This window comes from Leifsonia sp. 22587 (genome assembly GCF_052044215.1).
GTDB classification, from domain to species: Bacteria; Actinomycetota; Actinomycetes; order Actinomycetales; family Microbacteriaceae; genus Leifsonia; species Leifsonia shinshuensis_C.
The window spans coordinates 339,183-359,424 of the sequence record NZ_JBQENB010000001.1 but is presented as its reverse complement, the minus strand read 5'-3'; the positions used below and the strand labels follow the sequence as shown (position 1 = coordinate 359,424).

At 65.6% G+C, this 20,242-nt stretch carries 21 protein-coding genes and 1 pseudogene; 9 read left to right on the top strand and 13 right to left on the bottom strand.

All coding sequences use genetic code 11. The features are described from left to right. Nucleotides 1–13: 13 nt before the first annotated feature. From ACTJI1_RS01720 to ACTJI1_RS01675, 10 genes and pseudogenes are all read right to left on the bottom strand, one after another. A complete protein-coding gene (locus ACTJI1_RS01720) occupies nt 14–292 on the bottom strand; it encodes a hypothetical protein (RefSeq protein ID WP_051336973.1) in 279 nt (92 codons plus the stop codon). Between the two features lie 44 nt (nt 293–336). After that, nucleotides 337–1,287, bottom strand: coding sequence for a c-type cytochrome biogenesis protein CcsB (gene ccsB / locus ACTJI1_RS01715; protein WP_440742164.1), 951 nt, complete (start codon nt 1,285–1,287; stop codon nt 337–339). 44 nt (nt 1,288–1,331) lie between these two features. After that, nucleotides 1,332–3,014, bottom strand: coding sequence for a cytochrome c biogenesis protein ResB (resB, locus tag ACTJI1_RS01710; RefSeq protein WP_440741315.1), 1,683 nt, complete (start codon nt 3,012–3,014; stop codon nt 1,332–1,334). After that, a complete protein-coding gene (gene lgt, locus ACTJI1_RS01705) occupies nt 3,007–3,972 on the bottom strand; it encodes a prolipoprotein diacylglyceryl transferase (RefSeq protein WP_440741314.1) in 966 nt (321 codons plus the stop codon). Before lgt ends, resB begins: the two co-directional genes overlap by 8 nt. A gap of 58 nt (nt 3,973–4,030) precedes the next feature. Next, nucleotides 4,031–4,660: a TlpA family protein disulfide reductase gene (locus ACTJI1_RS01700; protein WP_440741313.1), complete on the bottom strand. Its 630-nt coding sequence runs from the start codon at nt 4,658–4,660 to the stop codon at nt 4,031–4,033. Beyond that, complete coding sequence (locus ACTJI1_RS01695) at nt 4,653–5,846, bottom strand: peptidoglycan DD-metalloendopeptidase family protein (RefSeq protein ID WP_440741312.1); 1,194 nt, start codon at nt 5,844–5,846, stop codon at nt 4,653–4,655. Before ACTJI1_RS01695 ends, ACTJI1_RS01700 begins: the two co-directional genes overlap by 8 nt. A 104-nt stretch (nt 5,847–5,950) precedes the next feature. Beyond that, nucleotides 5,951–6,763, bottom strand: coding sequence for a F510_1955 family glycosylhydrolase (locus ACTJI1_RS01690; RefSeq protein WP_440741311.1), 813 nt, complete (start codon nt 6,761–6,763; stop codon nt 5,951–5,953). 104 nt (nt 6,764–6,867) lie between these two features. After that, nucleotides 6,868–7,383, bottom strand: coding sequence for a M23 family metallopeptidase (locus ACTJI1_RS01685; protein WP_440741310.1), 516 nt, complete (start codon nt 7,381–7,383; stop codon nt 6,868–6,870). Nucleotides 7,384–9,016: 1,633 nt separating this feature from the next. After that, nucleotides 9,017–9,453, bottom strand: a pseudogene (locus tag ACTJI1_RS01680) (phytoene desaturase family protein); the annotation flags it as partial. 552 nt (nt 9,454–10,005) lie between these two features. Beyond that, nucleotides 10,006–10,410, bottom strand: coding sequence for an arsenate reductase ArsC (locus ACTJI1_RS01675; RefSeq protein ID WP_440741309.1), 405 nt, complete (start codon nt 10,408–10,410; stop codon nt 10,006–10,008). 222 nt (nt 10,411–10,632) lie between these two features. On the opposite strand from ACTJI1_RS01675, the gene ACTJI1_RS01670 reads away from it, so the two are divergent. Beyond that, nucleotides 10,633–10,983 carry an ArsR/SmtB family transcription factor gene (locus tag ACTJI1_RS01670; RefSeq protein WP_440741308.1) on the top strand — a complete coding sequence of 117 codons (351 nt, stop codon included), beginning with the start codon at nt 10,633–10,635 and terminating at the stop codon, nt 10,981–10,983. Here ACTJI1_RS01670 and ACTJI1_RS01665 read toward each other — a convergent pair. Further along, the gene (locus ACTJI1_RS01665) at nt 10,980–11,231 is read right to left on the bottom strand and encodes a transposase (RefSeq protein WP_440742163.1); all 252 of its coding nucleotides are present in this window, start codon (nt 11,229–11,231) and stop codon (nt 10,980–10,982) included. The genes ACTJI1_RS01670 and ACTJI1_RS01665 overlap by 4 nt on opposite strands. Nucleotides 11,232–11,257: 26 nt before the next feature. After that, on the bottom strand, nt 11,258–11,665 hold the full coding sequence (locus ACTJI1_RS01660) for a four-helix bundle copper-binding protein (protein WP_440741307.1): 408 nt from the start codon (nt 11,663–11,665) through the stop codon (nt 11,258–11,260). 163 nt (nt 11,666–11,828) lie between these two features. Between ACTJI1_RS01660 and ACTJI1_RS01655 the strand changes: the two genes are divergently transcribed. Genes ACTJI1_RS01655 through ACTJI1_RS01645 form a run of 3 tightly spaced genes read left to right on the top strand, consistent with a single transcriptional unit; the run spans nt 11,829 to nt 14,655 of the window. Next, complete coding sequence (locus tag ACTJI1_RS01655; RefSeq protein WP_440741306.1) at nt 11,829–12,038, top strand: heavy-metal-associated domain-containing protein; 210 nt, start codon at nt 11,829–11,831, stop codon at nt 12,036–12,038. Between the two features lie 37 nt (nt 12,039–12,075). Next, nucleotides 12,076–14,373: a heavy metal translocating P-type ATPase gene (locus ACTJI1_RS01650; RefSeq protein WP_440742162.1), complete on the top strand. Its 2,298-nt coding sequence runs from the start codon at nt 12,076–12,078 to the stop codon at nt 14,371–14,373. A 24-nt stretch (nt 14,374–14,397) separates the two neighbouring features. Beyond that, complete coding sequence (locus ACTJI1_RS01645; protein WP_440741305.1) at nt 14,398–14,655, top strand: hypothetical protein; 258 nt, start codon at nt 14,398–14,400, stop codon at nt 14,653–14,655. A 31-nt stretch (nt 14,656–14,686) separates the two neighbouring features. Here ACTJI1_RS01645 and ACTJI1_RS01640 read toward each other — a convergent pair whose 3' ends face one another. After that, the gene (locus ACTJI1_RS01640; RefSeq protein ID WP_440741304.1) at nt 14,687–14,860 is read right to left on the bottom strand and encodes a hypothetical protein; all 174 of its coding nucleotides are present in this window, start codon (nt 14,858–14,860) and stop codon (nt 14,687–14,689) included. Between ACTJI1_RS01640 and ACTJI1_RS01635 the strand changes: the two genes are divergently transcribed. The 5 genes from ACTJI1_RS01635 (at nt 14,834) to ACTJI1_RS01615 (ending at nt 20,225) form a co-directional block, all read left to right on the top strand. After that, on the top strand, nt 14,834–16,870 hold the full coding sequence (locus ACTJI1_RS01635) for a heavy metal translocating P-type ATPase (RefSeq protein WP_440741303.1): 2,037 nt from the start codon (nt 14,834–14,836) through the stop codon (nt 16,868–16,870). The genes ACTJI1_RS01640 and ACTJI1_RS01635 overlap by 27 nt on opposite strands. Before the next feature lie 32 nt (nt 16,871–16,902). Next, a complete protein-coding gene (locus ACTJI1_RS01630) occupies nt 16,903–17,205 on the top strand; it encodes a metal-sensitive transcriptional regulator (protein WP_440741302.1) in 303 nt (100 codons plus the stop codon). A gap of 209 nt (nt 17,206–17,414) precedes the next feature. Beyond that, complete coding sequence (locus ACTJI1_RS01625; RefSeq protein ID WP_440741301.1) at nt 17,415–17,882, top strand: hypothetical protein; 468 nt, start codon at nt 17,415–17,417, stop codon at nt 17,880–17,882. 87 nt (nt 17,883–17,969) lie between these two features. Continuing rightward, nucleotides 17,970–18,578: a DUF305 domain-containing protein gene (locus ACTJI1_RS01620; RefSeq protein ID WP_440741300.1), complete on the top strand. Its 609-nt coding sequence runs from the start codon at nt 17,970–17,972 to the stop codon at nt 18,576–18,578. A 114-nt stretch (nt 18,579–18,692) separates the two neighbouring features. After that, on the top strand, nt 18,693–20,225 hold the full coding sequence (locus ACTJI1_RS01615) for a multicopper oxidase family protein (protein ID WP_440741299.1): 1,533 nt from the start codon (nt 18,693–18,695) through the stop codon (nt 20,223–20,225). Nucleotides 20,226–20,242 lie beyond the last annotated feature (17 nt).

The window sequence follows — 20,242 nt, the reverse complement described above, 5'->3', positions numbered from 1 at the left end:
GGCAGGAGTCTGGTCATTTCTGGCCAGCAGTGATGGCGCCGGCGAGAATGAGCGCGGCGGCCATCGGGTATCCGGCTGCGAGGTCGACCCAGCCGGGGGGCTGTGTACCGAAGACGCCGAGGTGGGCGAGCCAATGCTGCAGGCCGACCAGGAATCCGATCAGCATGATCAGTTGGCCGACTCGGAGGAACCGGCGTTTGCGTAGGTAGCGGGCACGCAGTTGCTCCGGGGTTGGTTTGGCTTCCTCATGGGTGGAACGTCGTCGAGGTGGTTCTGCGTTCTTGCGGGCCATGGTCGCCTTCCTGCGGCTGTTTTGTGGTTGGTGGGGTGATCGGTTCAGAGGCCGCTGTAGGAGTGCAGGCCTTTGAAGAAGACGTTGACGATGCCGAAGTTGAACATGACGGCGGAAAAGCCGATGATCGCCAGCCAGGCGGAGCGGGATCCGCGCCAGCCGCGGGTGGCGCGGGCGTGGATGTAGCCGGCGTAGACGACCCAGATGATGAAGGTCCACACTTCCTTGGTGTCCCACCCCCAGTAGCGCCCCCAGGCCTTTTCTGCCCAGATCGCGCCAGCCATCAGAGTGAAGGTCCAGAGGATGAAGCCGACGATGTTGATCCGGTATGCCAGGTTCTCTAGGGTGCCGGAGCTGGGGAGGGTTGTCAGGAACCGCAGCGGTGCTGGTCGTCCGTCGGCGATCTGTGCCTCTCTGCGTGTCTGTAGCAGTTGTACGGCGGAGAGGGCGAAGCCGATCGCGAAGAAGCCGGTGGCGATGATTGCGACCATCACGTGAATGACGAGCCAGTAAGACTGCAGCGCGGGCGGTAGCGGTGCGACTTCGACGTAGTAGCGCATGCTGGAGATCCCCAGGAGGATCAGCACAAGCCCGGTGACGAAGGAGCCGAGGAATCGTAGGTCGTACCGGAGCGTGACTACGAGGAAGACGCCGACGATGAGCAGGGTGCCGGTCATCGAGAATTCATACATGTTTGCCCACGGCACGCGTCCGGCGGCGATGCCGCGGAAGATGTCGGCGCCGAGTTCGACGATGAAAGCGAGGACGGTGAGTGAGTAGCCGGTGCGCAAGCTCGCCGACCCGACGATCGGGGAACCGGCCTGGTCCACAAATCCGCGGACGAGGGTCGTCGTGTGTGCCGAACCGGGCGCGTTGCCAGCCGCCGATTCTTGCGCTCGTCGGGCGACGGCGCTAGGAACCGCGGCGGTCGCGTGAGCGCTGCGCCGGGCGAGGTCCAGCGCGAAAGCAACGAACGCTGCCGCGTAGAGGACCATCGAGCAGATCAGCAGGATGACGGAGATCTGTGACAGCGATTCGGTCACGGTGTTCCCTTCAGGTCGATGTTTCGTTGTGAGTCCTGATCGGCTTCACGGGTGGTGCGGAAGGCTGCTTGGTGGGCAGATGCCAAGTCGGCTACCGCGTCCTGCAGTTGGGGGTCGTCGCCTCGAGCGAGTCCCGCGTACTCGATGCGGACTGGTTTGGTTTCTTCGAGGATCGCTTTCACCCACAGGCGTCGGCGCGGCACGAACAGGGAGGTCAGAAGGCCACCGAGCGCGGCGGTGGCGAAGAACAGCACCCACCCCTGGGCGGGGTCGTGATGGATTTCGAAGGACGCGAACCGGGACACGCCCTCCAGCGTGATCGAGCCGAGACCGTCAGGCAGTTGCTGCGTCTGACCGGGTTTGAGCTCGATTGACCGGACCCCGGTTGCGCCGCCGGTGAGTTGGGTGAGCTTCGTGGTGTCGAGTGCGTAAACGGACTTGGGTGCCCCGGCATTGATGCCGAGGTCGCCGGAGTACGCGTTCAACGTCAACACGGGGTTGGTGAGATCCGGGTACGAGGAATAGAAGGCGCCGGTGGGTGCGGTGGACTTCGTGGGGTAGAAGAACCCGATCAAACCGACTTGTTTGGCAAGTCCGTCGGGGACTTTCACGACGCCGAGGGAGGTGAGGTTCGCGTCTTGCGGGAGGAAGGGGATGAAGTCGCTGAACACGGCGTGACCTTGCGGGTCGCGGACTGTGATCCGGGGGGCATACCCATTTCCGAGCAGATAGACGTCGGTGCCCCCGATCGACAGGGGGTCGTTGACTTTGATCGTCCGGCGCGTCTTTCGAGACGAGCCTTGGGTTTGGGTGGTGACGCTCGCGGTGTAGTCGGTCGGAAGTCCGCGTGCCCGCTTGTTCTGCGTTTCGTAGGTGACCGCGAGCTTGTTGAGGGTGAGCGAGTAGGGTGCCAGCTCGGCGGGGCTGAAGAAGCGGCCGGGGTTGAACGAGTCGTAGGCGGCGAGGGTGTTGATCATGCTTTGACCCTCGACAACTACCCGGTTGCCGTTGAATCCGAATCCGCCGCCGATCCCCACCGTGATCAGGACTCCGACCAAGGCGATGTGGAAGGTCAGGTTGCCCGCTTCGCGCAGATAGCCCCGTTCGGCGCTGACCGATAGCTCACGCCGACCAGCGGTCGGCTCGCCGGTGAAGGCGGCAACCCGGTAACCGCGTTTGCGGAGAATAGTTGCCGCCGTGGTGATTGCCGTGGCCGCCGAGTTAGCGGCTCCCTGCTCAGCCGACAACTCGATGGAGGTGTAGCCGCTCATCCGTGATAGCCGGGCCGGCGTTTTCGGTGGTGTCGCGCGCAGGGAGCGGAGGTGGTGGACCGTGCGCGGCAAGACGCAGCCGATCAGGGAGATGAACAGCAGCAGATAGATGCTGGAGAACCAGAACGAGGTGTAGGCGTCGAAGGCTTGGAGTTTGTCCAACACTGGAGCGAGGCCGGGGTTGTTTTTGAAGTATTGAACGACACCGTTCGGGTCGGAGCTGCGTTGCGGGACCAGGGATCCCGGGACGGCGGCCAGAGCGAGCAGCAGAAGCAGGAACAGGGCCGCGCGCATGCTGGTCAGCTGTCGCCACATCCAGCGCATCCATCCGGTGAACCCGAGCGCCGGTTCGGTGATTCTGCCCGGGCCGGATGGTCTGACGTCGATGTGGTCCAGGGGCCTAGACATCGAACGGCTTTCGTATTGAGCTCGGCTGCGGTTCGTCTTCGGGGGCTCCTGCTGCATCGTCGACGGTTGGGGCGGTGACGGCGCGGTTCGAGTCGTCGAGTGGTGCGGGTTGGCGCCCGTCACGGTACGGCGAGTCCTCGGGCCCGGGGTGGCGTTTGGTTTGCACGAAGAACAGCGCCGCGCCGAGCGCGACCAGGACGAAGGAGGCCCACACGTTGGCGGGGATAGCGAGGAACGCGTTACTGGTGGGATCGATCCGGATAGCTTCCAACCAGCTCCGGCCCAGACCGTACCAGATCAGGTACACGGCGAACGCTCGCCCCCACCGCAAGTTGAGGCGGCGTTCCAGCAGCAAGATGATGCCGGCCCCGACGAGGTCCCAGATGATCTCATAGAGGAACAACGGGTGAAAGAGCGTTCCAGCGGGAAGCCCTGCCGGGAATTTCGGATTACTCGCTTCGATCTGCAGCCCCCACGGCAACGTGGTAGGCAGGCCGAAGAGTTCGTGGTTGAAGTAGTTGCCGAACCGTCCAAGCGATTGTGCCACGAGCATGGCCGGTGCCAGCGCGTCCGCGAAGGACCAGAACCGGATTTCAGTTTGCCGGCACCCGATGTATGCGCCAACGGCTCCGCCGATGAGGGATCCATAGAGCGCGTTCCCGCCATCCCAGATCGCGAACACATTCCACAGATTCGCGCCGGGGTAGAAGTAATCGCCAGTGTGGGTGAAGACGTGGTAAAACCGGGCGCCGACGATGCCTAACGGCACGGCCCAGAGAATGATGTCGAGAACGACGGGCCCGCGGGCGCCCCGCTGAGCGAGTCGTCTGGAGGTGATCAACGTGGCTGCGACGATTCCGGCGAGAATGCACAGCGCGTAGGTGTGGATGGTCAGTGGACCCAGCGTGAACTGGGCGAACACAGGATCGGGGCTGGGAATGCTGAGGTGGCGGTTCATGATCGGGCTTTCGATGAGGGGGTGTGCGGGTGGTGGCTCCTAACGTCGCGGAAGGGTGTCACGGTCCCTGTTCTGTGAGAACGGTGCTGATTAGTGCGCTGAGCACGGACGCATCCGGCAGTTGGCCCAGGATGCGAGCGGCGACGCGTCCGTCCTTGTCGATAACCAGGGTGGTGGGGACCGCGTTGGGGGCGACAATCCCGCTGAACGCCAATTGCATAGCACCATCAGAGGCGTCGAGCACGCTGGGGTAGGTCACTTTATAAGTGCGGGCGAACGCGCGGGCGGTGTCGGCTTGGTCCCTGACGTTAACGCCCATGAATTCGACACGGTGTCCGGCGAATTTTGTGTAGGTCCTTTCGAGCGCGGGTGCCTCCGCCCGGCAGGGCGCGCATCCGGCGTACCAGAAATTGAGGACCAGAACCTTCCCGGCGTACATCGCTGAAGTGATCGGTTTGCCGTCTTCGAGCGTTCCCGCGAATGCGACGGGTGCCGCACGATTCTGGGGTTTGATTTCGGTGATGGTGCCGTCACCGGCGACGTAGTTCTTCCCGGATCCGTCTTTGTACTGCTGAGCGAGGGCTTCATTGTTGCTGCACCCCGCCAGCGTGACAACGAGCACGGCGGCTGCGGCCACCGAGGTGAGGGCGGTACGGAGTTTGGTGGTTCGCCGGTTGCGGTTAGCCAAGGGTGATTCCTCTCGCGCTCATGAATGGTTGCGGGTCGATCCGGTTGCCGTTGACGCGGACTTCGAAGTGCAGGTGGCAGCCGGAGGAGCCGCCTGTCGTACCGACCTGGGCGATGTTCTGGCCGGCTTGGATGCTTTGGCCCACGTTGACCAGGACTCCGCCCTCGCGGATGTGCGCGTACCCGGTCATCACCCCCGTTCCGTGGTCCAGGAGTACCCAGTTGCCGTAGGTTCCAAGCCAGCCTGCATAGACGACGCGTCCCGAGGCGGCGGCGAAGATCGAGGTGCCGCAACCGGCGGCAAGATCTGTGCCGTAGTGGAATGCGCCCGAGCTAGCGACCGGTTTGTCCGGACGTGGCCCGAACCGGTCGCTGATCCATCCGGATACTGGTTTCGCCCAATCTTGTCCACCGGGTTGCCCGCCGTCCCCCGGCGACGCCGGTACACCACCGCCCGCAGCAGCGGCGGCAGCCGCGGCCGCGGCAGCTGCGGCGGCCGCTTCCTGCTGACGTCGGGCCTCCTCACCTTTGCGGTAGTCGGCTTCGGTCGCTTTGCGGTTCTCGACGAGCACCGCGAGTTGGGCTTGCAGTGTTCCCTGTGTCTGTTGTTGTTCCGCCAGCTGGTTCGCTGCAGTACGGCTGGCAGCGACGGCATACTGCAGCGCCTTTTCGGCGGCGCGGCCAAGGTTCGCAAGTGCGGCTTGGGCGGCATGGGCCTGGCGGGTGAGTGATTGGACGGTGTTTGCGCTGGCGGTGGCGGCGGTGAAGACGCGATTGGAGCGTTGCGTGAGTTGGCTCATGGTGCCGAGTTGGAAGAGCAGCGTCTCCGCTCGTTGCCCGTTCAGCAGAAGCAGCGTGGTCGGGTCGCCGTTGCCAAAGCGTGCAAGTTGGGCGACAATCTGGCCGGCGCGGGCTTGGGATTCGTTCGCGCGCGCCTGCGCCGCGTCGGCCGAAGCTGCCAGCGTTTGAGCGCGGTAATTCGCCAGATCGAGTCGTGCTTGCGCCTTCTCGTAGTCGCTCCCCCGTTCGGCTGCCGCCGCCTGGGCGCTGCGGACGTTGCCCTCCAGCGTGCGCAGAAGGCCGGTGATCCGATTGATTTCGGCTGCTTTCGCACTTTCGCTTGAGCGTGCCGCTTCAACTTCAGCCCAGGTCGGATAGTCGGCCCCTTTTGCCGGGCTCACTGCCACGAGCTGGCTGCTGAGTAGAAGGGTTAGGAGCAGCACAGCCAATGGCCACCGCGCTCGATTTGGTCGCACCCGGCGCGTGTTTTTGGCCGAGCCCCATGTTGGCCTCATGGGGTGCCTGCGATCAGGGTGACCCAGGTGGCGCCGTGGTCGGCGGTTGCGACGATCCCGCGGGCATCGGCCCCAAGGATCCAGAGTTTGGAGGTGCCCTGCACTGTTGCCAGCGATTCGGGCAGAGAGTCGAACGTTCCCTTCTGCGCCCAGCTGGAACCGTCGTCTGTGGTTGCCCAAATCTTCTTGTTGACGTCGATGCCGATGAATGCTCCCGCTACGGCGTCCACGGGGGCGACCAAGTACAGGATCGGCCCGCCGGGTAGCGCAGAGAAGGTCATACCAGCGTCCCGGCTGATCTGCACGCCGGACTGGGTTGTGGCAAGCAGCGTGTCTGGCGCATTCGGGTCGACCGTGAGCTTACGCAACGACAGTGTCGCGCCATCGTGCCAGGTGTGGCCGCCATCGTCGCTGATCCGGACGCGTTGTTGGCCCGCGTCGTAGCCGTAGATCCGTACCCGGGCGTCCCTTGTGGTGGCGGTAACAAGGTCGTGGAAGTCCATGTCGCCGGCAAGCGAAACGGGCTTCCAGGTTTGTGCGCCGTCAAGGCTTTGGATGAGACCCAGGTTCGCGGGTAGGCGCTGCGGGTTGTTGCCGGGATCGGGGTGCCCGGATGCGAACATGACGCCGGAGCGGGCGATGGTGAACCCCATGGTGTCCTGGCTGCTATTGCCGACCCGGGCGGTGGTTTCTGTGGCGAAACCATCTCCTAGTTTCGCCGCGTCGATCGCCCACACCCCGTGGTGGGTTGCGGCGTAGATGCGACCGTGCGTGGCATCCAGGCCGTGCACGTGTCCGAGCTCCTTCATTCTCGGAGCCGCCGGTGTTGCGGCGCTGCAACCACTGAGCAGGACTGAGACCGCGAAAGCGCTGACTAGGGCGAAGGTGTGTCGATTAGTGGAAGAGCGCATGGCTATATCACTTTCTGCGTTAGCCACGCGTAGGGGTCGACCGGGGTTCCGTTTATGGAGATGCCGAGGTGCAGGTGGGCGCCGGTGCTGGCACCGGTGCTGCCGACCAGGCCGACCAGTTGCCGGACTTTGACGTTTTGTCCCACACGGAGTGCGAGTGAACCGTAGGCCATGTGGGCGTAGAGGCTGCTGACGGTTTGTCCGTCGATCTGGTGGTCGATGATGGCGTACACACCCAGGCTTCCGGACGGGTTACCCACCTCGCGGACGACGCCGTCCGCGATCGCCTGGATCGGGGTGTCGGCGCCCGGATTCATATCGATGCCCTCGTGATAGGAGGAGCAGCCAGCGCAGGGCGCGACTCGGTAGCCGAATCCGTCGCTGATGGGTACGCCGATATCGAATGGCCACTGGATTGGGGAAGCGGGGTCGTTTGTGAACGTGTTCGCTGTCCGCAGGACACTGTTCGGGGCGGGGACTGTGGCTTTTGGTTTCGGCTTCGGCGGCGGCGCGGTCACTGCAACTCCTTCGCGTGCGACGGGTGCCGGCTCAGTGGCGGCGACCGTTACCGTTTGCAGCTCTCCTGGTCGTGCCGTTGCAATCTGTTGACGCTCGCCGGGCACGACCGCATAGGCCGGCAGGGCGTAGGTTCCGAACAGGGTTCCGGCCAGCGCCAGTGCAGCAACCGGCGCCCAACGTTTGCGGGTACGTCGTTGTCTCCCGACTGCCGCGGGGCGAGTGACTCGTCGGCGTCGCTCGGCGTCGCGTCGGGCGCGGCGTGATTCGTGCTGGTAGGCGGTCGAGGGAAGCGCGTTCGCGCTTTGTCGGTGGCGAGAATGTGCGGGCATCGTGACGAAAGGCTCCGACGTTTTGCGTGAGAAGACCCATAGGTCGGCTCGGAAAGGTAGACGACGAGAAATGCCGACCGGAGGCCGTTATCGTCGCCGAATGACTGGAAATTGTGTGACAGAGAGGCATCCGACGAGAAACGTCGATCACGTCACAGCAGTGGAGCGCAAAAAGCCCAGGCCAACCAACCGCTAGTCCTTTGCTAGTCAGGTCGGCGTTGCGCTGTGGGTTCCAGAACGCCGGTCTAGGTGCGGCTTACCGAGAGCGCAACTAGCGACGGACCATGCGCTCGGACAGACGTAATCGACGATATGGCGACAGGCGCGAATCGATGTACAAGGTCAACGAGCGCGAGCCCTCTACTTACCGCGAAGAGGGAGACGGCGACCGCGATCACGACCAGAACGCACGCGGCGCCGGCGATCGCACAACCGAGCTCGCAAACCGTGTCGCACTGCGGGCCCGGGGAGCCTTGAAGGCTCACGGGTGCGCTTGCGGCCGGCGCAACCACCAGCATGGGCGGCTCAATTTGTGGGTGGTTTGCGACAAGGTGGGCGTTAGATTGGCTGCCAGCCGAAGCTGCGACGACCTCATGCGGGTGTGTCGAGTTCATGGATGTCATCACAAACATCCCGACCGCCAATGCCAACAGGGACAGCACCGCGAGCAGGATCCGACGCAGGCGCACAGCAACGACCCGGTACGGGTCAAGTCGCGTGAGCGTCATGGTTTCAGTCCTGGGTTGATGGTTGGGGGCACCCGCATCATAGCGAACGCTGCTGAGTGGAATGCAGCAGACCGGATGACCTGTATGCGTTTACCGGTTAGGTGGAGAGCTTGAGCGTGGTTCCTTGGGCTTGCCGAAACTAAATGTGGAGGTGATCGCAGGTGTCATCAAACGGCAGAAAGTTGGTGACGGCCACGCTCCCTCGACAGCCCACGTGCCCCAAATCTGTTTCCGGTGGCATCAGAGGATCTAGCGCGCGAATCAGTTTCAGCGACCCCGGATCTCCGCCTGTGAGAGGGCGACCATTCAGGAGATAAATGTCCACGGCATGACCTCCGCCGTTGGCGTAACGCGTGACGCACTACCGGCACCCTCGATCTGACCGGTACATCGTCGGTTAATGTAGTCAAACGCCAACCGCCGTGGAATGTGGAATTGGCGCACTAGATTCCGCTTCGTGGCTCGTCTGGTGAGATCCGCCCGCGCGAAGCGTCTAAACCACGATTAGGTTCCCTTAGATTCGTAAGGGGCGCCCATCGAGCCAGACGCCATGCATCCGGTCTGAGGGAACCCGATCAGCGAGGCCCGATAGACACCGCGGGCATGCTGCTCATGCCGAAGCAATGGCGCAGCGCGCTCCTAGCCGCATGCCAACCCACGAGGCCGTGCACCCCCGGCCCTGGCGGCGTCGAGGCCGAACAGAGGTAGACGCCCTTCGCGGGCGTGCGCCATGGGTCGAAGGAGACGACAGGGCGACGGACGAGCTGTTCCAGGTCGGCGCTCCCTGCCGCGATGTCGCCGCCGACGTAATTGGGGTGTAGCTCTGCATGTCCTGCGCGCTGCGGGCCGCCGTCGCAAGGATCGTATCGCGGAAGCCGGGGGCGAACCGCTCGATCTGCGCGACGACCGGCGCTGTCATGTCCTCCTTCGAACCGGAGGGGACGTGCGTGTAGGCCCAAAGCACGTGCTTGCCGGCCGGCGCACGTGTCGGATCGAACACCGTCGGCTGCGCGTCTACGCAGACGGCAACGCCACCATCAGCTACTTCCTCCAGGACCCGAAAGCCGCAGGCTTCCACACCTACGGCGGCACCCAGTCCAAATCGGTGCCGATGACGGAAGAGGAGAAGGCCGAACGATGGACTCTGATCGCGAACAATAGGGCGTGGGCATCCGCCGAAATCGTCCGCCGCGAATGGCTCACCACGCTCCTGTCGCGCAAGGCTCCGCCCAAGGACGCGGCGGTCGCGATCGCCAAGGGCCTGACCATCCACCGGCAGACGATCAGCACCGCCACCCGTGAAGGCAACGAGCTCGCCCACCAGCTGCTCGGCCAGCAGCCATCCGGCTACTTCGAGAACGACAAGCTCGTCGCGTTGCTCGAGCAGACCCCGGCAAAAGCGCAGCATGTCGCGCTGGCTGTCGTCCTCGGCGCGTGCGAATCGGTCACAAGCAAGCAAACCTGGCGCTACCCCTCCCCCACCGACTCCGCTTCCAGCCCCGCGGCCAACGACCGCGCGCAAGGAGTCCGGGCTGCGGCCCCGGATGGCCTTCGGGCGGCGACGTCAGATCGCGAGAGAGCCGATCAGCCCGTCGACGCGGCTGCGGATCTCGTCCCGGATCCGGCGGACAGTCTCGACGTCCTTGCCTGCGGGGTCTTCGAGTTCCCAGTCCTCGTAGCGCTTGCCGGGGAAGATCGGGCAGGCGTCGCCGCAGCCCATCGTGATCACGACGTCGGACTCGCGGACCTGCTCTGCTTCCAGAACCGAGGGCACCTGGGCGGAGATGTCGATGCCTTCCTCGGCCATGACGGCGACAGCGGCCGGGTTGATCGCGTTGCCCGGCTCCGAGCCGCCGGAGAGCACCCGGACCCGGTCACCGGCGAGGCTGCGCAGGTAGCCGGCGGCGATCTGGGATCGGCCGGCGTTGTGGACGCAGACGAACAGGACGGTCGGGGTGGTCTCGGTCATTGGTGTCTCCGTGAAGTCGTTCGAGTGGGGCCGTCGCCCGGAACGGAGCGACGGCCCGGAAGGTGTCAGCAGCAGTCCGGCGCGCACGAGCCGTCGGGCAGCGTCTGGCAGTCGTCGTCGCAGCATCCCATGATGATTCTCCCTTCTTCATCGACGGTTGTCGATGAACCCAGGGTGAACGAATACATTGACGTTTGTCAATGTATCGATGAAAATCGATGCATGGCGACCATCGAGCTCTTCCCGCTGCGTGATCTGCAGGCCTGCTGCGCGCCGATCACCGGCGAGGTGATCAGCGAGGAGAACGCAATCTCGCTCTCCCGCGCGTTGAAGGCGCTCGCGGACCCGGCCCGGTTGCGGCTGCTGTCGATGATCGCCGCCCATGAGGACGGAGAAGCTTGCGTCTGCGACCTCGCCGAACCACTCGCCCTCTCCCAGCCGACGGTCTCGCACCATCTGAAGATCCTGACCGACGCCGGCTTCCTGACTCGCAGCAAGCGCGGAACCTGGGCGTATTACCGGATCGCTCCCGGCGCCCTGGACACCGTCACCTCCTTCTTCGCCGCCGTCTAAGCCATGACTGTGCTCAGGTGGCGGAACAGCTGGCGGCCGATGTAGCGCTTCAAGCTGCGCCGGATCTCGCGCTTGCTCTTGCCCTCCGCCAGCCGACGCGCCAGATACGCACGCGTGGGCGGATCGCAACTGAGCCGGACGCGGGCGATGACATCCAGTGCTCGGTTCAGTTGGCGGTGGCCGCGACGGTGCAGCCGATGCCGGGTCGTGTTGCCACTCGAGGCCTCCAACGGCGACGCTCCGGCCAGGCCGCGACGATCGGTCGGGCAGGCGACTACCCGATAGCGTCAAGCAACTGGGCACATGCGCGTTCGCAGCGTCGGCATACCTCGGCACAGATTCGGCAGTGCTCGTGCATGTCGGCATGCTTCTCGCATTCATGCGCACAGGCGCCGCAAACGGCGCGGCAGGATTCAAGTGCCGCTCGCGTGACGTTGGCGTCATATTCCGTATGACGGGAGAGGACGTTGCCGGTCGAAGCACAGATGTCTGCGCAGTCGAGATCCGTCCTAATGCACTTGATGAGCTCGGCGACCATCTCATCGCTGAGGCATGCATCCGCGCAGGCTGTGCAGGCCTGGGCGCACTCGATACATGCCTCGATACAGGTGCCCAGTTTGCCGCGGTCCACACCTCCGAGATCCGCCGGATATGTCTCGAGCATTCGCGCTGCGGTCGACATGGTGACTGCCCTTCCTCTTCGTTGATCCCGCCTGCGCATGCGACGGTACCCGCCGCATCGCCGTTTTCCACCTGCCATCTCGACTTGCGGGAATACCGTCCAGGGGTATCCTGTTGATAGCCCGGATACCCTCCGAGGGTATGCACGATTCGATGGAGGAACGATGGAGACAATCGACTACCAGGTGAGAGGGATGACCTGCGAGCACTGCGAGCGAGCAGTGTCCACCGAGGTCGGACAGGTGGCTGGCGTCGACAGCGTGAAGGTGTCCGCGAGCGACGGCATCTTGCACATCACTACCGGAACCGGAGTGGACGACGCGGCGGTGCTCGCCGCGGTCGATGAGGCCGGCTACGCCGCCGTCCGCAAGTAATACCGAGACCTCTCCTCACCACCGCAAGGAGCCCAACGTGTCAGCATCTCCTACTACCGCCGCCGGCGGATCGACCCTTGAACTCGAGGTCGGCGGGATGACCTGCGCGTCGTGCGCCATGCGAATCGAGAAGAAGCTGAACCGGCTCGACGGCGTGACGGCGACGGTGAACTACGCCACCGAGAAAGCACGCGTGACGATTCCGGCCGGCATGGATGTCGCGGCCGTCATCGAAGAGGTCGAGAAGACCGGATACACCGCAGCGCTGCCAGCCGCCGAGCCGGATGCGGCTGGGAAAGACAGCGACCCGGAGCTGACCGGACTACGCAACCGCCTGCTCGGAAGCGTGGCGCTGTCGGTTCCGGTCATCGCGCTGGCGATGATCCCGGCCCTGCAGTTCACCTACTGGCAGTGGCTCTCACTCACACTCGCTGCGCCCGTCGTGGTCTGGGGCGCGTGGCCGTTCCACAAGGCCGCCTTCATCAATGCCCGCCACGGCGCGGCGACCATGGACAGCCTCGTCTCGATCGGCACCCTCGCGGCGTTCGCGTGGTCGCTGTATGCGCTGTTCGTCGGCACCGCCGGGATGCCGGGCATGACCCACGGCTTCAGCTTCACGGTCGCTGCCTCCGACGGCGCCGGAAACATCTACCTTGAGGTCGCATCCGGGGTGACCACGTTCGTCCTGGCCGGGCGCTACTTCGAGAAGCGGTCCAAGAGGCAGGCTGGCGCCGCGTTGCGAGCACTGCTGGAGTTGGGCGCTAAGGACGTCGTGGTCCTGCGGGAAGGGCAGGAGACGCGCATACCGATCGAGAAGCTGCAGGTTGGTGACGAGTTCGTCGTCCGGCCCGGCGAGAAACTCGCCACTGATGGCGTCGTCGTCGACGGTGCGAGCGCGATCGATATGTCCCTGCTGACCGGCGAATCGGTGCCGGTCGAGGTCACCGTCGGGGATACGGTCTCCGGTGCGACGGTCAATGCCGGAGGCCGCCTGCTCGTGCGGGCCACCCGGGTGGGCAGCGACACCCAGCTGGCTCAGATGGCCAAGCTGGTCGAGGATGCGCAGTCCGGCAAGGCCGAGGTGCAGCGCCTCGCCGATCGGATCTCCGGGATCTTCGTGCCGATTGTGCTCGGCATCGCCGTGGTCACTCTGGCCGTGTGGCTGCTCACCGGCCATCCGGCAGCGGCTGCGTTCACCGCCGCGGTGGCCGTGCTGATCATCGCCTGCCCGTGCGCACTCGGCTTGGCCACCCCGACCGCGTTGCTGGTCGGGACGGGGCGCGGGGCGCAGCTCGGCATCCTGATCAAGGGGCCGGAGGTGCTGGAGTCCACCCGCACCGTCGACACCATCGTGCTGGACAAGACCGGAACCGTCACCACCGGAAAGATGACACTGATAGACGTCGTGACGGCTGCGGGGGTCGACGCGACCGAGCTCCTACGCGTTGCTGGCGCCGTCGAAGCAGCGTCCGAGCACCCCATCGCCCGAGCCGTCGCCACCGCAGCGACCGAGCGAACCGGACCGCTGCCGGCGGCGGAGTCGTTCGTGAACATCGAGGGTCGCGGAGTGCAAGGCGTCGTCGACGGCCACCTCGCACTGGTTGGCCGCGCCACGCTTCTCGAGGACTGGTCGATCACGCTCGACCACGCCCTCACCGCCGCCAAGAACGCTGCGGAAGCAGCTGGCCGGACGGTCGTCAGTGTGGCCTGGGACGGCGAGGTCCGCGGCCTGCTTGTGGTCGCTGACGCCATCAAGCCGACCAGCCATGAGGCGGTGGCTGCCTTCAAGCAGAGCGGGCTCACCCCGATCCTGCTCACCGGCGACAATGCCACCGTCGCCCGCGAGGTCGCCGATGCTATCGGTATCAGAACAGTGGTCGCCGAAGTCCTCCCCCAGGACAAGGTAGAGACCATCCGCCGGCTTCAGGCCGAGGGCAAGACCGTGGCGATGGTGGGTGACGGCGTGAACGATGCCGCAGCCCTCGCAACCGCGGATCTGGGTCTCGCGATGGGGACGGGCACCGACGTCGCTATCGAAGCGGCCGACATCACGCTCGTCCGCGGCGACCTGCGGGCCGCCGCTGATGCGGTTCGCCTGGCCCGCCGAACGCTGGGCACGATCAAGACCAACCTGTTCTGGGCGTTCGCCTACAACGTCGCCGCGATCCCCTTGGCCGCTCTGGGCCTGCTCAACCCGATGATCGCCGGAGCCGCGATGGCGTTCTCCAGCGTCTTCGTCGTCAGCAACAGCCTCCGCCTCCGCAACTTCCGACCCCGCGGCACAGCCACCACGCCAACCCCGAAGACCCCCACCCGCGTCCTCGAGACCGCCTGACCACCCACGAAAGAGAAGACCACCATGAGCGACAGCTGCTGCAGCACCACCAGCAATCACCACGACGACGCCGCCATGCCAGCCGGGGGCACCAACCTCCTCGGCGGCGGCGACGCAGACGACCTCACCGAGTGCGTCGTAATGAAGGGCAGCAGCGTCAGCAAAGCGAAAGCAGAAGCAGCCGGCCTCTACCGCGACTACAACGATGAGCGGTACTGGTTCTGCTGCGCCGGCTGCGCACCCCGCTTCGACGCCGACCCCGCGGCCTACGTCGCCGCATAACCCTCGCCCGGTACAGGCGGACTCCAGCACATCACCCAGGTGAAGGGCTAAGACCATGACCGATCACAACGCGCACGACCACCAGGCCAACCCCACCAATACCGAAACCATTCATCAGCAGCACGACCACAACATGAGAGGCCACGAACTCGACGCCGGCCAGCGCGACGGACACGACATGGCCGAAAACGAGATGGTCGGGCATGCCGGACACGGTGGAATGGCCGGGCACGCCGGGCACGGCGACCACGTCGGGCAGTTCCGGCGCTTGTTCTGGATCAACCTGATCATCGCCGTCCCCGTCGTCGCGACCTCGCAGATGTTCGCGATGATCCTCGGCTACACCGTGCCAAACTGGGCACTCTGGATCGCGCCCGTGCTGGGAACCGTCATGTACGTCTGGGGCGGGTGGCCGTTCCTCAGCGGCGCCTACAGCGAGCTGAAGAGCCGCACACCGGGCATGATGCTGCTGATCGGCCTCGCGATCACCGTCGCGTTCTTCGCCTCGTGGAGCGCCACGCTCGGCCTGCTCGACCAGCAACTCGAGTTCTGGTGGGAGCTGGCGCTGCTGATCGTGATCATGCTGCTCGGGCATTGGATCGAGATGCGGTCCTTGGCCCAGACCAGTTCGGCGCTCGACTCCCTCGCCGCGCTCCTCCCGGACGAGGCGGAACGGATCGAGGGCGACACGACCGTGAAGGTCGCCCCTTCCGATCTCCAAGTCGGGGACGTGGTGCTCATCCGGCCCGGCGGGAGCGTCCCCGCCGACGGCCGGATCGTGGACGGCCGCGCTGAGATGGACGAGTCGATGGTGACCGGCGAATCCCGCCCGGTCTCCCGCGGCGACGGGGACGCCGTGACAGCGGGAACCGTGGCGGTCGACTCCGGCCTGCGGGTCGAGGTCACCGCCGTCGGCGATGATACGGCCCTCGCAGGGATCCAGCGCTTGGTCACGGAGGCGCAGAACTCCTCCTCGCGGGCCCAGCGCATCGCCGACCGTGCCGCCGCACTGCTGTTCTGGTTCGCCCTCGGCTCCGCCATCATCACCGCGATCGCCTGGACACTTATCGGCAGCCCCGACGACGCCGTCGTGCGCACCATCACCGTGCTGGTCATCGCCTGCCCGCACGCGCTCGGCCTTGCCATCCCGCTGGTCGTCTCCATCGCGACCGAGCGCGCCGCCCGCGGCGGAGTGCTGGTCAAGGACCGGCTCGCGCTGGAAAGCATGCGCACCGTCGACACCGTCCTCTTCGACAAGACCGGGACCCTGACCAAGGGCGAGCCGACCGTCACTGCGATCGCACCCGTCGGCACGCTGACGGAGGACGAAGTCCTCGCACTCGCCACGGCAGCCGAAGCGGACAGCGAGCACCCGCTTGCCACGGCCATCGTCCGCGCCGCACGCGAACGGGAACTGACCATCCCCCCGGCCGCGGGATTCTCTTCCTCACCGGCCGTCGGCGTGACCGCGACCATCGACGGAACCGAGATCCGCGTCGGAGGCCCCCGGCTGCTCGAAGAAGCAGGAACCACGGAGGTCGAGGAGGCCGACTCGTGGCGCAGCGAAGGAGCGATCATCCTCCACGTCCTCCGCAACGGCACCCTCATCGGCGGCCTGAAGCTCGCCGACGAGGTGCGCCCGGAGTCCCGTGAGGCTGTCGACGCGCTCCACAAACTGGGCGTGCAAGTCGTCATGATCACCGGCGACGCCGAAGCGGTCGCGAACGCGGTCGCCGCCGAACTCGGCATCGACCGCACCTACGCGCAGGTGCGACCCGAGGACAAGTCCAGCACAGTGGCCGAACTGCAGAAGGAGGGACGGAAGGTGGCAATGGTCGGCGACGGCGTCAACGACGCCCCCGCCCTCGCCCAAGCCGACGTCGGCATTGCGATCGGCGCCGGAACCGACGTCGCGATCGCCTCCGCCGGTGTCATCCTGGCCAGCTCCGACCCGCGCAGCGTGCTCTCGGTCATCGAGCTCTCCCGAGCAAGCTACCGAAAGATGAAGCAGAACCTGTGGTGGGCTGCCGGCTACAACCTGATCTCCGTCCCCCTCGCCGCCGGCGTGCTCGCACCGATCGGCTTCGTTCTGCCCATGTCCGTCGGTGCGATACTCATGTCGCTGTCGACCGTCGTGGTCGCCCTCAACGCCCAACTGCTCCGCCGGCTCGACCTCGCCCCCGAGATCAGCACCCGCGCCATCCTCACCCGCTGACGCCGTCCCCTCCCGCTGACGAAAGACTCACGATGACCAAGCATGATCACACCGAATACGGCTACATCACCGACAAGGACAAATACCTCAACCGCCTCAAGCGCATCGAAGGCCAGGCGCGGGGGATCTCGCGCATGGTCGACGAGGAGCAGTACTGCATCGACATCCTCACTCAAATCAGTGCGCTCACCAGCGCCCTCCAAGCTGTCGCCGTCGGGCTCCTCGACGACCACCTGAAGCACTGCGTCCTGGACGCTGCCCGACTGGGCGGCGACGACGCGGACATAAAGATCAAAGAGGCAAGCGACGCCATCGCCCGCCTCGTACGCTCCTGAACCCAGCCCGGGCCACGGACCTAACCTCCTGAGCGCCCGACCTCGCCACGCCGCCGATCTACTGCTCGTGATCCATCGCGCCCTCAGTCGAGTTCGGCGACCATGTTCATGCAGAATCGTCGACTTGAGGGAGTACAAGTCCTGTCCGGGCTGAACCCCCGGCGGGTATCCAGACTGCACCGCTAACGTGATCCTCGGAAGGAGGACTCATGCTCGCCGACTGCATCTCGACGCACACCCGAACCTGGCGCTGCCTGCTGGTCCTCCTCATCGCTGTCGCGGGCATCGTCACCGGGATCCTGGCCATGCACGTGGTCAACACCCCCGCGAGCCAACCGCACGAGTTCACCATGTCTCACGCCGCGGTCTCCGCGGCCACCCCGGGCCAGTCTCACGGAGCCGGCGCGCACTCGGCCGCGATAGCCCTGGCGAATCCCGACCCGGGGACCACGAGTGGATGCGCTACCGGCAGCTGCGATCCCATGCACGACATGACCGCCATGGTGTGCACTCTCGCCCTGCTGGCCGCCACCATCCTGCTGATCGCGCCCGCCCTGACCCGGGCGTTGCTCGGCGTAAGCATGCGCGCCGCACCCACCACCCTGATCCCAACGCTCGCCCGCACCATCGGATCGTCTCCACCGTCTCTTCTGGCTCTCTCCGTCGATCGCAGATGACGCAGCCCGCACCCCGCGCACCGCGCGGTGGTGCTTCAGCCTGCCCAGCATCCGCACATCCGCACACGACGAAAGAGACTTCTTCCGATGAAGACCAGACTGATCGCGCTCACCTCCGGCGCCCTCCTCACCGCGGCCGCATTGGCCGGCTGCTCTGCCGGCTCCTCCGGCAGTAATACGGGCATGGGGAACATGCCCGGAATGGACCACAGCGCCTCCAGCACCGACACGGCGACCTCCGAACACAACCAGGCCGACGTCACCTTCGCCATGGCCATGGTCCCCCACCACCAGCAGGCCATCGAGATGTCCGACTCCCTGCTGGCCAAGCAAGGCGTCGACCCACGGGTCACCGACCTCGCCCGGAAGATCAAAGCGGCCCAGCAGTCCGAGATCGACACTATGAACGGCTGGCTCACCACCTGGGGGCAGAAGACCGATATGAGCGGCATGAACATGAGCGGCGACGGCATGATGTCCCAGCAGGACATGGACGCGCTGAAAAAAGCGTCCGGAGCTGACGCGTCCAAGCTGTTCCTCGGCCAGATGATTCAGCACCACCAGGGCGCCATCACCATGGCCACGACCGAGACCGAACAGGGCAAGGCGACCGACGCCGTCGCGCTGGCGAAGAAGATCGCCGCCGCACAGACAGCTGAGATCGCCACGATGAAGCGGCTCCTCGCCAGCCTCTGACCTTCGGTCGCACCAGACGCGGGCGCCGTCACCCCTCCCCCCATTTCGTGGCGGCGCCCGCCCCCCTTCCTACTCCCTACGGCCCGTCTGGCCGCTTGCTCTTCTGGACATCTGATGAACTCTTCGAATCTCACCCGGCGCAGCCTCCTCCTCGGCGGCGCAGGGGTCGCCACTGCCTTCGCCCTCGCCGCCTGCACCGGCGGCCCCAACCTCCTCACCGCAACCAGCGCCCCCGTCACCGCGGCCGAGAAAGCCCGGCGGCGCACCGGACGAACAACCCAGGTCCAGCTCACCGCAGGCAAGACGGACATCGATCTCGCCGGGCGCACCGCCTCCACCTGGGCCTACAACGGTCACGTCCCAGGCCCTACCATCCGGGCAACGGTCGGGGACACCATCCACGCGCACGTGACCAACCAGCTCCCGGACGACACCACCGTCCACTGGCACGGCATCGCCCTGCGCAACGACATGGACGGCGTGCCCCCGATCACCCAGCAGCCGATCGCGCCCGGGAGCTCGTACGACTACGCATTCACCGCCGACGCGCCCGGGACCTACTGGTACCACCCGCACGTCGGCCCACAGCTCGACCGCGGCCTCCAGGGCCCGCTGGTCATCGAGGACCCCCACGAGCCGCTCGGCTATGACCACGACTGGGTGCTCGTGCTCGACGACTGGCTCGACGGCGTCACCGCCACCCCCGACCAAGTGCTCGCCGACCTGAAGAAGGGTATGAGCAGCATGACCGGGATGGGAGGAATGAGCGGCATGATGGGCGGCGGCCAAGAAGGCACACCGACCCGAAATGGCAACCTGCTCAGCGGGACCAGCTCGAGCCTGCTCGGCGGCGACGCCGGGGACGTCTACTACCCGTACTATCTCATCAACGGCCGACCGGCCGGAGACCCGACCATCTTCACCGCGAAGCCCGCGCAACGGGTGCGGCTGCGTGTCATCAACGCCGGCGGCGACACCGCGTTCCGGTTCTCCGTTGGTGGCCACCGGCTCACCGTCACCCACACCGACGGGTACCCGGTGAACCCGGTCGAGGGCGACAGCATCCTCCTGGGAATGGGTGAACGCTACGACGCCATCATCACCGTCGCCGACGGCGCCTTCCCGATCGTGGCCGAAGCCGTCGGCAAAGCCAACCGCGGCTTCGCCATCCTCCGCTCCAACCCAGGAAGCCCGACACCCACCGCCAACGGGTACACGGCCCCCGACACGTCACCGGTCACAGCTACCGTACTGAGCGCCACCTCCGCCGACACCCTGCAGCGGCGCGGAATCGACCGCCGCATCGACATCGCCCTCACCGGCGGAATGATGAAGTACGACTGGAGTGTCAACGGCAAAGTGTTCGACATTAACAACCCGCTCGACGGCGCCTACACCGTCAGGGAAGGCGAACGCGTCCAACTCACCATCGCCAACCAGACCATGATGTGGCATCCGTTCCACATCCACGGCCACACCTTCCAACTCGACGGCGGCCCCCGCAAGGACACCGCCATCGTCTTGCCGCACCGAACCCTCAGGGTGCTCCTCGACGCAGACAACCCGGGCCTCTGGATGACGCACTGCCACAACGTCTACCACGCAGAATCCGGGATGATGGCCGTCCTCGGCTATGAGAAGAGCTGAGTCAACGGGTACTACTA